This window comes from uncultured Rossellomorea sp., assembly GCF_947488365.1.
In the GTDB taxonomy this organism is placed as follows: domain Bacteria; phylum Bacillota; class Bacilli; order Bacillales; family Bacillaceae_B; genus Rossellomorea.
In genome coordinates, this window is record NZ_CANKZT010000002.1 from 115,345 (window position 1) to 128,455 (window position 13,111).

Genomic DNA, 13,111 nt, shown 5'->3' on the forward strand with positions numbered 1-13,111 from the left:
CCAAGGTGTGTAGGGTTGGTTGTTAAATGTATCATAAATGGAATTCCCCTCTAATAGAATTTACTGAAGAGATGGAGGAGGGACGAAGAATGAATTCGTTTATACGTGATTTGCAAAAGGCGATAAGTGATGAATGGACAGCCTATTATTTCTATAAAGAGTTAAAAGGGCGGACGAATAATCCATTATATGTAGAGTTTATCGATCATGCCCAGAAGGATGAAAAAGAGCATTATGAAATGTTTCAATATCTCCATTATTTATTAACGGGGGAGTATTACGAGCATAAGAAAGAGAAGGTAGGATTTACTACTTTTAAAGAAGGTGTCCTCCGGGCATTGAAGGATGAACTTGAGGCTGCTGAATTCTATCGGGACATGCTGCTGGAAATTCCGAATCAACAAGCATATAAGCCCCTGTTTATTGCCATGACAGATGAAATGGAACATGCTACGCGGTTTTCTACCATCTATAATTCATTACGATAGGGAAAAAATGAAAAAGGTTGAACCAACGGGATTCAACCTTAGGTATTTTTTGCGCTGAGTGTAAGAAATGTGCGGACAAGCTGTTGTCTCCGTTTGTTTTCAATTTCTTCTTCATCAAAGCTCATGGGCTTTGAATTGATTTCAAATAATACAAATCCCCCTTGTTCCCTCGGAGCTAAGTCGATGGAAAATTCTCCTACATACCCAAAGGATTTAGCCAGCTCTTCTCCACAGGCTTGAACGATCAATGAGATCTCCTTTTTTGTTTGAGAGTCCGCCACTTCTTTGAGTGAAATGATCTTTCCTCCAGTAGGTACATGAGTTGTGACTTCCTGCCGCTGGGACATGCGGACACCGATACCGATTAAACGAAAATCTTCTCCCGTGTGAAGCACTAAAATCCGGAAGTCATAACGGTGATCATGCAATGTTTTACAGGAAACCGCTTCCTGCATGATCCATTGATTACTCTTAAACCATTCGCTATAGGATTGTAGTAGGCGGGATACGTTCAAAAACCTCTCCATTTTCTTGATGCTTTTGCATAGAATACGTCCTTTGGAATCCACCTCAATAAGTCTGATTCCTTTTCCTTGAGAGGCAAGTGAGTGTTTCACATACACTTTTTTATGTGTTGTAAGAAAGCGGGTAAAGGACTCTTCATTTGCTACAAGTTCAGTTTTAGGCAGGTAAGGTGCGAGTTCAAGGCTCCTGGAAAGAAGCTCGTGAATTTTCCATTTATTAAAGAAATGGGGGTTGAAGAAGGGGATCTTGTGTTTGTTGATGAAATGAATCAGCTTTTCATACGCTTGATTTTCCTCTGCATGCCTCGAGGGCACCCGATTGTAAATGACGTTCGGAACAGGGAATAAGCATTTTACCCATTTGTTCAAAGGCTGATTGTACATAATCCCCGAAATGGTTTCTCCGAATACATCCTGGGGGGAAAAGACGAAGCAAATCCCCCCAGCCTGTTCTACGTCTTGTTGAATCGACCTGAACAATTCAAAGTTCCCCTTGTATTTATTGCTTTCTTCCTTACTTGCGACGATCCCGATCAACGGGATCGCCGGGATGTTCTTTTGCTGAGAGGTGATTGTAAATTGATAGCAGTCCTTTGAATCTTTGGAAGAAAGAAGAAATGAATTCTTCGCAAATCCAAATGTCGTAATGGATTTTTCCTCATGAAAAAAGGTTTTCTTTACCCGATCATACAGGATATTCATGGAATCATTTCCTCTGGATGATTCAAGCTTTGCTGAGTAAGAAAGATTCCGAATGATAAGGCGAGCTTTCTTGTTAGTAAGTCAAAGCTTTTTAAGTGCGGGTGGGAAAAGATCGATCTTCCCGGCTTAGAGTTTGCTTCGAACATCCAAATACGGTGATTTTCGTCCACTCCGAAGTCAAAGCCGATTTCTCCAATATATCCTTCCAGATTTCTTTCAATGGCATGAGAAAGTTTTATAGCAGCGTCCTTAAGTGCATCTTCAATAGATTGTCGATCCGCTTCATCAGTAAACAGCTCGGATAGAATCTTCACTTCTCCTCCGTTATTGGCATGGGTTGTCACACTCCCGGATCCGGCAACTTTTCCAGCCATTGCGCTTACCTGCCAGGCACCTTCTTCATCTTTGTTCGTATGCACCCGGAAGTCGATTGGACGATTGTTTTCATGCAATAAAGAAATCCCTTGTTGAACGATAAAGGTGTTAAGGTTTCGATGTTTAAAGACTGTATTGGCAAGTTGCTCCAAGGTTTTGAATCTCAGTAAACGGTTTTTGTGTTCTTGATCTCTGAACCGACAGTAATACTCCTGGGTTGAGCGGCTAAACGTAATCTTGTGAATGCCGTTCCCAAGACTGCCGTTTTTTGGTTTTAAGTAAATATTATGGTATATGGCTAGCATGCGTTCCATCTCATCAAAAGATTGGAATGGGTGTGTTTCTGGGAGGAAATGCTGGACAGAAGAGTCGTTTTCCAGTCGTTCAAACAAATCAAGCTTATTAAAGAACCCTGGATTGTACCAGGGAATACCGTACTCCCTCTGTAACCTCTCTTTGATGTTTTGATATGTTTTCCGTTTTTCACTGCGGCGGTTTGGCAGTCTGTCATAAATGACATTGGGAAAAGGGATCTCCTCGATTTCCCATCCTTCTCCGAAATGAAAATACCCCTTTACGAGCCCATTCTCCCAATCAATATGTCGCTCCCCGAACACAAAGGGAATGACTCCCAGGGATGATTGAACAGATAAGAGTTTTTTGAAAAAATAGGAGCGCTCACCAATGGGACTTAAGCGAAAGCTTGTGAATCCAGAGGTGAATATTCCTATGAGCACCCCTGCATATAAACAATCCTCTTTACACAAGAGTGAAAGGGACTTTACTTTCGAAGGAAGATGGATCTTCGCAGCTAAACCCGAGCTAATGCCTATCACGTTACGTCCGTTCGGATGACGCTTACATTCGGCGGATTGCCTTGCAGTTCCAAGGATCACCGTATGAGGGAGCGTTTTTCCCTCCAGCTTGAAACCAGAGGGAAGGTAGAGAAGGCTTTCTTCATCTTGAAATTGTTCTATTTTGTACGTTTTAAGCATTAGAAATCACCTCGTTTTAGTGATGAGAGACATTGCGATGCCATGAAATCACAATAATCTAAAGGAGCTTGGAATAGAGAAGAAAGCTTCTCAGGGCATAATTCATCGACTATTTTATGTCCTGGCTTAGAGTTCATATCCAGTATCCACAGTGACCGATCTTCAGCAATAATGAGATCCACCCCAATTTCAAAAAGAGATGAAAACTGTTCTTCTAGTATAAAAGGCATTTCTTCCAATATGTCTGTGAGTTCTTCTTCAATAAAGTCCCATGAGGAATCCTGCAAAGCCTTCCAATCACTATATGATCTATAAGAAGCCCCCCGGCTGATATTGGTCAGAATTCCTTTCTCTTCCCCTATTCGGATCGCCCGTTGAAATTCTCTCCAGTCTCCATAAGCGTCTTTATTCAGAAGAATGCGAAGATCAAAAGGGGCATCCTCTTTCGTCAGATTGAGGAGGCGCTTTTGACAAATGAATGTGTGTTTCTGAAGAATTCGGTTCAGCCACTTAAGAAAGATCTCTTTGTTAGGAAAGGATTGTTCCATGATCCCTTGCTTTTTCGTTGTTCGGACGACTATGCCCTGTTTGCTTATCACGAGATGGTAAACGGCATATCCATGCGCCCCATCGACTGGTTTGATGATTATATCTTTATACTCGGTAAGAAGATTTAATAAATGATTTTCATCGGTCACAAGGTACGTTTCAGGTAAATAAGGGGAGAGAGGAGTCTTTTTAAGTTTTTCGTAAAGATGCCATTTATTTGGTAATCCATACCCGAGAAATCGAATATGCTTCTGGTTTTTTAACCACTGAACGACGGCCTTTGCTTGACGGGACTGAATATCCTTCTGATAATACGTACGGTCATAGATATATTCGGGAATTTCAAAGGCTTCAGTTTCCCATGTTTGTGACTCCTTATTGAAATAGTATCCGTCCACCGTTTCGTGTAAAGGAGATATTCCTTTGGGAGAGAACAGATACAGATCAATAGGATAAGAGAGGGACTGCTTCGCAATTTCTAGAAAGTAGCTGTTCGCTACTTGTGGGGTAAGGGTCATAATGCCCAATGAATGGTTCATCGTTTTAATCCTCCTTGTTCATCCATTTTGTGAAACTATATTCATAGAGGGCTTTAACCGACGGACGGATCCGGTCGTTTTCCAGATATGTTCGTTTAGAAGGTTTGGAATTGACTTCGATCAGCCATGGCTTCCCGCTTTCATCGATGCCGACATCAATGCCAAGCTCTGCGTAATGCCCATCTACAGTCTCAGAAAGAAGCTTGGCAGATGTCGTACATAACTCCTTCATTTCAGTTAGAATCGCTACGCATTTCTTAGATGGAAAAAGAGTATGCAAGATGGAAAGAGGTCTTTCGATGCTTCCTCCCTGATCGACGTTTGCAACGAATTGATCCTGTGATGCAACACGGGCAACAGAAGAAACGATTTCCCAGCTTTCTTTTCCATTGAAATGACATAGAAACCGAAAGTCCAATGGCTGACCTTTCACTGTAAGGAAAGGAATGGTTTCCTGAATGATATAAGAGGAAGGTTTACACCAGGACCGAATTTGTTTATAGAGTGCAGAGTAAGTTGGGAAAGTAAGTGGACTATGAGAGGAGAATGAATTTTGGTACATGGTAAATCCGTTGTCTCTTTTTTGAATGCGCATGATGTAACGTCCCTTGCTCCCGTTTATCCCTTTGACGAAAACATCCTTATACAAGGAAAGCATTTCCTCCAATGAATCGATTCCGTGCATGGTTTTGGGCAAGTGATGTGCTAAGGACGGGCTGTCTTTCAGCGCATTGTAAACCTCGTCTTTCGAAAGAAATCCAGAATTGAAAACATGAATTTGGCGATGTTCAGAGCGGGTAAGGGCTTTTTCATAGGAAGGGGTTCTTTCTACCTTCCGGGAATGACAACGATTGTAAATGACGTGAGGAGCAGGAAGCGTTGTGGACTGCCAGTCTTGATAGAGATATGCGACCCCTTCAGGGAGGTCTCCAACAAAGTTTGAGAGGGGAAGCAGGTAAAAAAGTCCACCTTTTCGTTGAAACCAGCTCTGACACTCTGTAAAATATTCTTTTAAAGAGTGTGAATGTAATGCATTCAAGGAAAATTGGTTGATTAATAGGGCCACAACCGGTCCCATGTGAATGATGTTATTCCTTGAATCGATGGATATCCATATATTTTCCAGGTTCGGTATAGAAGAGAATAATGAATCGCTAGTATCTAACATAATCTGTAAAGAATCAGTCGAAGCCTCCTTACATGTAACGTTAAGAAGGGAGTTTCCACATTTCAGCGTCATGCTCCGTTGAAAAGGGTATCGATTCATCATCTGCTTTGGGATATATAAGTGATGATGATCATGATTATTTTTATGCGAACTAAATGAACATTTTATCTTCATCCGGCATTCCCCGTTTGCATAACCCGTAAGAATAATTCTATAATGATTTATTGGGCTAATGTTGATATAGCATTCTATGTAAACCCGGGCAAAATGTTCAAACCGGAGAAGTAGAAAAGGAAGGTGCAATCATGCTGGATGCTTTCATCCTAATACTGTTCATGGTTTTGATTGGAGCACTCATTGGAGGAGTCACCAATTCATTAGCCATAAAAATGTTATTCAGACCTTATAAGGCTTACTATATCGGGAAATTTAAAGTACCATTCACACCAGGGTTGATTCCAAAACGCCGGGGAGAATTGGCAGAACAACTCGGGAAAATGGTGGTCGATCATTTAATCACGCCTGAAAGCCTTCAGAAAAAAGTGATGAACGATGATTTTCAAAGGGATGTAACCCACTGGCTAGCGGAAGAACTACAGCCTGTCTTCACATCGGACAAAACCGTGAATGAATGGCTGGACATCCTGCAAATCCCTGTTTCCTCCGATCGTCTTAATGAATGGCTTGAAGAGTGGGTAGCTGTAAAGATGAAAGATACGAAGGCAGCCTACACATCTAAAAAGCTTGAAGAGGCTCTTCCTGAAAAGTGGCAGGAAAGAGTGGAAGAAAGTATTCCGAAGCTTGTTGACTTTATCGCAAACCGGGCGGAAACTTATTTCACAAGTCCTGAAGGGAAGCTGAAAGTGAAAATCATGATCGACGATTTTCTTAAAGAACGGGGCATGCTTGGGAACATGCTGGGAATGTTCCTGGGTAACACATCGGTAGCTGACAAAGTACAACCTGAAATCGTAAAGTTTATCAAGCATGAAGGAACGCAGGAAATCCTTTACAATCTGCTGACAAAAGAATGGTCCAAACTGAAACAAATGAAGCTTGATGAATTTATCGATCGATTACCGGAAGAAGACTTGATTCAATCCGTCCAGGCATCCCTGGTCAAACTCGTCAACATCGAAGGCCACCTGGAGAAGCCGTTAAGAAACTTTCTTGAGCCGCATAAGGATTCCTTCTTCAACCTTCAGCTCCCGAAATGGGTGGACAGAGGGACGGACCTCTTATCGAAGAAGATTCCGAATCTGATGGAGAAGATGCACCTGCAGCATATTGTGCAGGAACAGGTCGAATCTTTTTCAGTTGGAAGATTGGAAGAATTGGTTCTCGGCATTTCCCGTCGTGAATTCAAGATGATCACTTACTTAGGGGCATTACTTGGTGGAGTGATCGGTATCGTTCAAGGGGTCATAGCCCTCTTTATCTCTTAATTCAGCAGGTCCTAAGGGTCCTTCCTAGAATTTCACTCTATAGTTTGTTATAGTGGTGTAGGAAACATAGAGTGAAATTATAGGAGGTACGTATTTTGGCTATTAACTTATACGATCAAGCGAACGAATTGGAAAGTGCTTTACGTCAAAGCGATGAATTTCTACAACTGAAGAAGATGTATGACGAAGTAAACAATGACGAATCTGCTAACAAGATGTTTGAAAACTTCAGAAACATCCAAATGACACTTCAACAAAAACAAATGAGCGGTGAAGAAATCTCTCAAGAAGAAGTAGAACAAGCTCAAAAGACAGCTCAACTTGTTCAACAACATGAAGTAATCGCAAAGCTTATGGAAGCTGAGCAACGCATGAGCATGGTCATCAATGACTTAAACAAAGTCATCATGAAGCCTCTTGAAGAACTTTATGGTTCAATGCAGAAATAATAGGTGTTGAAAAGGGACCGACTTCCTGATGGGGAGTCGGTTTTTTGGTTTGTTTTTCACTCAGAACCTCCCTTCAGAAGTCCCCCCATGATTTCCAATCCCCTCTTGTCATATTTGTCTCCCTTCCTTCATAAAAGTAAAGAAAGGGAGTAGACAACATATAGGGGGGACACCAATGATGATCTATAGAATGTTAGCGTTAAATATCGATGGAACGATTGTAAATGAAAACGGAAAAATTGCGAAGGAAACAAAGGATGCAATTGAGTACGTTCAAGATAAAGGGGTACCGGTCACATTGGTTACAAGCAGGAGCTTTTCTTCAGCAAAGAAAGTAGCCAAAGCCCTAAAGCTCAAAACCCCGCTCGTCACACATAGTGGGGCATATATTGCTGGTGAGCTGGAAAAACCGATGTATGTAAAAAAGATTGCCGAAGACATTACGTATGAAATTGCTCAATTCCTTGAAGGCTTCTCAAGTCAGGTACACCTGTCCCATGAGAAGCGCTCAATCGTTGGCAAAGCCAATTCCCAGGCAAGGGATATGGCGAAAATCTCATGGCAAAGAGAGTCCAAATTACTATATAGTAAGCAATTTGTGGACCGTGTGAGTGATCATCTCTTAGAGAATCCGATGTCGGTTCCGAAGATATCGGTGGTTATGGAGCATCGGGAAGATGTGTGGGACGTTGTCGCCTCTATAAGAGGGATGTATGAAGAAGTGGATGCCATTCCTATATCTGACTATAAACTGGATATTGTACCAAAAGGCGTATCGAAGCTCCGGGGACTAATGTATCTGTCTGAACGCCTTGGAGTGAAGAAGGACCAAATCGTGATGGTCGGATCGGGGCTGGATGACATCGATTCCATGGAATGCTGCGGTCTTGGGGTTGCTATGGGAGATGCCCCTAGACAGGTGAGAGAAGCAGCGAACTGGATTACACGCAGCCAAAGCGAAAAAGGCATCCCATACTTTGTAACAGAGCTTTTCCGCAAGCAGCACCCCATCCCATTCCTGAAGAAAATGAACATCATTAAATCATAAACGGATACCCCCCGCATTTCCTTTGGAAATGCGGGGGGTTATTTTATATGAGTTAAGCCCGCCAGACATTGACCATTCCCACCCCTTTCTGTACACTTATAAAAGCTTATCAGATTTGGGAAAAGGTGATTAGAACGTGAATGTTTTGATAAAAGGGATCGAGGATGAGCGTTATGAGCGCCCTCTGAGATTGATTGCGAATTTATTTTTTGAAGAGTCCGTGATTTACTTTGGTGCTTGTGATAGCGCTGATCTTCAAGTCCATATAGAACTTTCGATAGAAGAAGAGATTAGAGCGGAAGCCATATTAACAAAACCGTCTTCTGAACAGTCATACACTGCGAAGTATGAACATGATTGGGCATCGTATGAAAATGAGAAAGAACGATTCAAACAGTTGAAAACAGCCGTATCTCATGTGTATTTAAATGTTCTTCAAGACTTGACGGGAATCAGGCAAAAGTGGGGTATTTTAACGGGAATCCGTCCAACCAAGCTCTTGCATAAGCAGACGCAGTTGGGAATGCCCAAGGAAGAAATTCATGCGAAATTGAAGGAAGAATACCTCATTACCGATGAAAAAATTCAGCTGATGCAAAATATAGTAGACCGTCAGTTATCTGTTGTACCAGACCTCTATGACCTGCAGCATGAAGTGAGCATTTATATCGGGATCCCATTTTGTCCGACCAAATGTGCCTATTGTACTTTTCCAGCATACGCAATTCTCGGTAAACAAGGACGGGTCGATTCCTTCCTGGCCGGACTTCACTATGAAATCCAGGAAATGGGACGGTGGTTGAAAGAAAATAATGTCAAGATTACGACCATTTATTACGGTGGCGGTACACCGACGTCCATCACCGCCGAAGAAATGGATGACTTATACGAAGAAATGTATCGCTCCTTCCCTGATGTGGACAAGGTAAGGGAAGTGACGGTGGAAGCAGGGAGACCCGATACAATCTCCACTGATAAACTCGAGGTACTCAATAAATGGAATATCGATCGCATTTCCATCAACCCTCAATCGTACACTCAGGAAACATTAAAAGCGATCGGCCGTCATCATACAGTGGAAGAGACAATTGATAAATTTCATTTATCCCGGGACATGGGAATGAATAACATCAATATGGATTTGATCATCGGTCTTCCTGGTGAAGAACTTCCAGAGCTTCAGCATTCTTTGGATGAAACTGAGAAGCTCATGCCGGAATCGTTGACGGTTCACACCTTGTCCTTTAAGAGGGCGTCTGAAATGACGAAGAACAAAGACAAGTACAAGGTGGCAGACCGATTGGAAATCGAGAAGATGATGAACCTCGCTGAAGAGTGGACAAAGGAGCATGGTTACGAGCCGTACTATTTATACCGTCAGAAGAACATCCTCGGTAACCTGGAAAATGTCGGTTATGCTCTGCCCTCACAGGATAGTATCTATAACATCATGATCATGGAAGAAGTCCAGACGATAATTGGAATAGGATGTGGGGCGGCAAGTAAATTCATCGATCCGAAGACCGGAAAGATCACTCACTTTGCCAATCCAAAAGAGCCTAACGCCTATAACCTTGGATTTAAAGAATATACGGAAAAGAAAATCAAGATTCTTGATGATTTATTTTCATAAGAAAACACGCTGTTCGGGAGAAGGTTCCTGTACAGCGTGTTTTTATGTGATCATTTGCACCGTTGACCACATGAAATGGACTTGACAGAAGTCGTCTCATAGCATATTTGGTTGTTACAACAGGTATACCATCAATTAACGGAATTTTTCAACATTACATAAAGGATTAATCGTAAAAAGGTAGAATTAGTTAAGATAGACATAGAAATTAGAACTTTTTGTAAACGCTTACCATATTGAGGGGAGAGATCGAATATGATGCAAACACCTCTGCTTCTGACACAAATGATTGAACGAGCTGAAAAGTATTTTCCTAAGAAAGAAATTGTTTCACGTACGGAGTCCGGAATTAACCGCTTCACTTATAAACAGTGGGGGGAAAGGACACGCAGACTTGCAAGCTCCCTTTCTGAACTTGGGGTGGAAGAAGGGGATAAGGTCGGTACACTGGCTTGGAATCATCACCGGCATCTTGAAGCGTACTTTGCAATTCCTTGTAGTGGTGCCGTGCTACATACGATCAATATTCGCTTATCTCCACAGCACATCGTTTATATTATCAATCATGCCAAGGATCAAGTATTGCTCATTGATTCAGACATTGTTCCACTCATTGAAAAGATCCAAGATCAGATTCCAACGGTTAAAGCCTTCATTGTGATGACCGATGGAGACTTGCCCGAGACGTCTTTAGAACCAGTTTATCATTATGAAAGATTACTGGAAGAAGGAGATCCTTCTTTCAAATTCCGCACAGACATTGATGAAAATGCACCGGCAGGAATGTGTTACACTTCCGCCACCACCGGCAACCCCAAAGGAGTCATCTATTCTCATCGTGGAATCGTATTACATGCCATGGCTTTAGGGCTTGCTGATACGACTGGAGTTTGTGAGCGCGATGTTGCCCTTCCTGTCGTACCTATGTTTCATGTGAACGCATGGGGACTTCCGTTCGCATCGGTTTGGTTTGGAACGAAGCAGGTTCTACCTGGACCATATTTCACTCCCGGATTGCTGGCTCAGTTAATGCAGGACGAAAAAGTGACCATTTCTGCAGGTGTACCGACAATTTGGCTTGGCTTATTAAATGAATTGGAAAAGAATGAATATGACCTCTCGAGTCTTAGATCCGTTTTATGTGGGGGTTCAGCGGCTCCTAAAGGGATGATTCGATCCTTTGAAGAGAAATTCGGGATTCCGTTCATGCATGCATATGGAATGACAGAAACAAGTCCACTTGCCGTGATTGCTGCATCAAAAAGCTATCATGATGATCTTTCTGCTGAAGAAAAGCTTGATTTGAAAGCAAAGCAAGGGATCCTCGTACCTGGATTAGACATGAAGATTGTCGGGAAAGACGGGGAGGTGGCTTGGAATGGTATTGAAATGGGAGAGCTTGCCCTGAGAGGTCCTTGGATTGCTTCTGAATACTATGAAGATGAAAGAACTCAGGAAGCGTTCCGTGATGGCTGGCTGTATACGGGTGATGTGGTCACCATTGATGAAGAGGGCTATATTAAAATCGTGGACCGCACAAAGGATCTGATTAAATCAGGTGGAGAATGGATTTCTTCAGTGGATCTTGAAAATGCACTCATGGCCCACGAACATATATTTGAAGCAGCGGTAGTAGCTGTTCCCCATGAAGAATGGCAGGAACGGCCGATTGCTTGTGTGGTCTTAAAAGAATCTGGAAAAGGAAACGTGACCCAAGAAGAAATCATGGACTTCCTGAAACCTCAGTTTGCCAAATGGTGGCTGCCTGATGAAATCCTGTTCCTTGATGAAATTCCCAAAACGTCAGTAGGGAAATTTCTAAAAAGGGCCCTTCGAGACCAAGTACAGGATAAAATGAAGCAATTGTAAATCAAGTGGGAGGTTGGCACAGGGTCGATCTCCCCTTTGAGTTATTGTACTATTCTAAATAATCATTTCTAAAAATAGGAAAATACGCTATGCTAGGAGAAAGGGGAGGGATTTTTTTGACAGTGTCAAATCAATACGAAACAGTGAAATTACATAAAGAAGGTAAGGTGGCGAGGCTTCAGTTGAACCGGCCTCAATCCCTGAACGCATTGGACGCCGGGCTCATGAGTGAGCTACTGGCTGCTTTAAAGGAAGTGAAAAATGATCCAGCGATTTCTTTATTGGTCCTGACAGGGGAAGGGAAGGGGTTTTCCTCTGGGGGAGATATTAAATCCATGCTTTCATTAAGCGGTGAAGAGCAGTTCTCAAGTATTATGGACACCATCAATGAATTGGTCATGACGTTGTACTCTATGCCGAAAATAGTTCTGACAGGCATTCATGGAGCGGCTGCTGGCCTTGGGTTCAGCCTCGCTCTTGCTTCTGACTATATCTTATGTGAGGAAGACAGCAAACTCGCCATGAACTTTATCGGCATCGCCCTGATACCAGATGGAGGAAGTCACTTTCTCTTACAAGAGCGCCTGGGAACGCATAAAGCAAAACGAATGATCTGGAACGGAAAAGTTTTCGAGGGACAAGAAGCCCTTATGAAAGGCCTGGTCGATGAAGCGATACCTTCGGGTAAATTAGAGGAAGGCATCGAGCGCTACACGAAACAAGTGTTAAGTGCACCGACGAAAGCGATGCTGAAAACGAAAGAAGTGTATGTCAATTTAAACAAAGACAGGCTTCAGCGTGCACTTGATCTCGAAAAAGAGGGTCAATGGCTCATGCGTCAAACCTCCGATCACCAAGAAGGCATTCGTGCATTCGTGGAAAAAAGAAGACCTGAATTCAAGGGGGAATAATGGTTAATAAGGACTGACCTGATGGGGGTTGGTTCTTTTTTCGTTCAATGAATCATCCCTCTCTAACAAAAAAAATGCACCGCAGGCCACTCGGGGTGACCCGCAATGCAGGATGTTCATCTTACACATGAAACAACAATAGTTTCCCCAGAGGAGAAGTGCAGCGGTGAGTATGATCGGAATAGCCTTTTTCCTCTAACATGGATTCTCCCATTTTCTTTGCATCACTATCGGATGAAGCTTCAAATGATTCATCGAGAATCTTTTTGCCGTCTTTTTCAAAGACTGTCAGTTTGTAGACTTTCATAGTAATTTACCCCTTTGTATAGAATTCATTTACTCTTTTATTTTTTCATATTATCTTTTTTTTGGAAAGTCTAAATAATTTGATAATGAAAAAGAGTTGGGAAATGAAA

At 42.3% G+C, this 13,111-nt stretch carries 12 protein-coding genes; 7 read left to right on the top strand and 5 right to left on the bottom strand.

The annotated features are described in order from the left end of the window. Nucleotides 1-89: 89 nt before the first annotated feature. Nucleotides 90-488, top strand: a complete 399-nt coding sequence (locus tag Q1B03_RS07525) for a ferritin-like domain-containing protein (protein WP_299739948.1) — start codon at nt 90-92, stop codon at nt 486-488. 38 nt (nt 489-526) lie between these two features. On the opposite strand, the gene Q1B03_RS07530 is transcribed toward Q1B03_RS07525, so the two are convergent. The 4 genes from Q1B03_RS07530 to Q1B03_RS07545 are packed head-to-tail and all read right to left on the bottom strand — an operon-like array spanning nt 527 to nt 5,514. Beyond that, a complete protein-coding gene (locus Q1B03_RS07530) occupies nt 527-1,714 on the bottom strand; it encodes a YheC/YheD family protein (RefSeq protein ID WP_299739950.1) in 1,188 nt (395 codons plus the stop codon). Next, nucleotides 1,711-3,084, bottom strand: coding sequence for a YheC/YheD family protein (locus Q1B03_RS07535; RefSeq protein ID WP_299739952.1), 1,374 nt, complete (start codon nt 3,082-3,084; stop codon nt 1,711-1,713). The genes Q1B03_RS07530 and Q1B03_RS07535 overlap by 4 nt, the downstream gene beginning before the upstream one ends. Then, complete coding sequence (locus Q1B03_RS07540) at nt 3,084-4,172, bottom strand: YheC/YheD family protein (RefSeq protein ID WP_299739954.1); 1,089 nt, start codon at nt 4,170-4,172, stop codon at nt 3,084-3,086. The genes Q1B03_RS07535 and Q1B03_RS07540 overlap by 1 nt, the downstream gene beginning before the upstream one ends. A gap of 4 nt (nt 4,173-4,176) precedes the next feature. Then, nucleotides 4,177-5,514 carry a YheC/YheD family protein gene (locus tag Q1B03_RS07545; RefSeq protein WP_299739956.1) on the bottom strand — a complete coding sequence of 446 codons (1,338 nt, stop codon included), beginning with the start codon at nt 5,512-5,514 and terminating at the stop codon, nt 4,177-4,179. A 131-nt stretch (nt 5,515-5,645) separates the two neighbouring features. Here Q1B03_RS07545 and Q1B03_RS07550 point away from each other — a divergent pair, with 131 nt between their 5' ends. The 6 genes from Q1B03_RS07550 to Q1B03_RS07575 all read left to right on the top strand — a co-directional run bounded on the left by Q1B03_RS07550 (nt 5,646) and on the right by Q1B03_RS07575 (nt 12,695). Then, nucleotides 5,646-6,785, top strand: a complete 1,140-nt coding sequence (locus Q1B03_RS07550) for a DUF445 domain-containing protein (RefSeq protein ID WP_299739958.1) — start codon at nt 5,646-5,648, stop codon at nt 6,783-6,785. A 95-nt stretch (nt 6,786-6,880) separates the two neighbouring features. Further along, nucleotides 6,881-7,234: a YlbF family regulator gene (locus Q1B03_RS07555; protein WP_299739960.1), complete on the top strand. Its 354-nt coding sequence runs from the start codon at nt 6,881-6,883 to the stop codon at nt 7,232-7,234. Nucleotides 7,235-7,409: 175 nt separating this feature from the next. Further along, nucleotides 7,410-8,282 (top strand): HAD-IIB family hydrolase, encoded by an 873-nt coding sequence (locus tag Q1B03_RS07560; RefSeq protein WP_366141282.1) that lies wholly within the window; start codon nt 7,410-7,412, stop codon nt 8,280-8,282. A 136-nt stretch (nt 8,283-8,418) separates the two neighbouring features. Next, the gene (locus tag Q1B03_RS07565; protein ID WP_299739963.1) at nt 8,419-9,915 is read left to right on the top strand and encodes a coproporphyrinogen III oxidase; all 1,497 of its coding nucleotides are present in this window, start codon (nt 8,419-8,421) and stop codon (nt 9,913-9,915) included. Between the two features lie 255 nt (nt 9,916-10,170). Then, nucleotides 10,171-11,784, top strand: a complete 1,614-nt coding sequence (locus tag Q1B03_RS07570; protein WP_299739965.1) for a long-chain fatty acid--CoA ligase — start codon at nt 10,171-10,173, stop codon at nt 11,782-11,784. A 116-nt stretch (nt 11,785-11,900) separates the two neighbouring features. Then, nucleotides 11,901-12,695 (top strand): enoyl-CoA hydratase, encoded by a 795-nt coding sequence (locus tag Q1B03_RS07575; RefSeq protein WP_299739967.1) that lies wholly within the window; start codon nt 11,901-11,903, stop codon nt 12,693-12,695. Between the two features lie 121 nt (nt 12,696-12,816). Here the strand turns inward: Q1B03_RS07575 and Q1B03_RS07580 are convergent, their stop codons facing one another. After that, complete coding sequence (locus tag Q1B03_RS07580; RefSeq protein ID WP_113971251.1) at nt 12,817-13,002, bottom strand: YhzD family protein; 186 nt, start codon at nt 13,000-13,002, stop codon at nt 12,817-12,819. Nucleotides 13,003-13,111 lie beyond the last annotated feature (109 nt).

Bases quoted from the DNA above. Each gene is read 5' to 3' on its own strand.
- Q1B03_RS07550 (WP_299739958.1), top strand. From the start codon at position 5,646: ATGCTGGATGCTTTCATCCTAATACTGTTCATGGTTTTGATTGGAGCA.
- Q1B03_RS07540 (WP_299739954.1), bottom strand. From the start codon at position 4,172: ATGAACCATTCATTGGGCATTATGACCCTTACCCCACAAGTAGCGAAC.
- Q1B03_RS07570 (WP_299739965.1), top strand. From the start codon at position 10,171: ATGATGCAAACACCTCTGCTTCTGACACAAATGATTGAACGAGCTGAA.
- Q1B03_RS07530 (WP_299739950.1), bottom strand. From the start codon at position 1,714: ATGAATATCCTGTATGATCGGGTAAAGAAAACCTTTTTTCATGAGGAA.
- Q1B03_RS07560 (WP_366141282.1), top strand. From the start codon at position 7,410: ATGATGATCTATAGAATGTTAGCGTTAAATATCGATGGAACGATTGTA.
- Q1B03_RS07580 (WP_113971251.1), bottom strand. From the start codon at position 13,002: ATGAAAGTCTACAAACTGACAGTCTTTGAAAAAGACGGCAAAAAGATT.
- Q1B03_RS07545 (WP_299739956.1), bottom strand. From the start codon at position 5,514: ATGAAGATAAAATGTTCATTTAGTTCGCATAAAAATAATCATGATCAT.
- Q1B03_RS07525 (WP_299739948.1), top strand. From the start codon at position 90: ATGAATTCGTTTATACGTGATTTGCAAAAGGCGATAAGTGATGAATGG.
- Q1B03_RS07535 (WP_299739952.1), bottom strand. From the start codon at position 3,084: ATGCTTAAAACGTACAAAATAGAACAATTTCAAGATGAAGAAAGCCTT.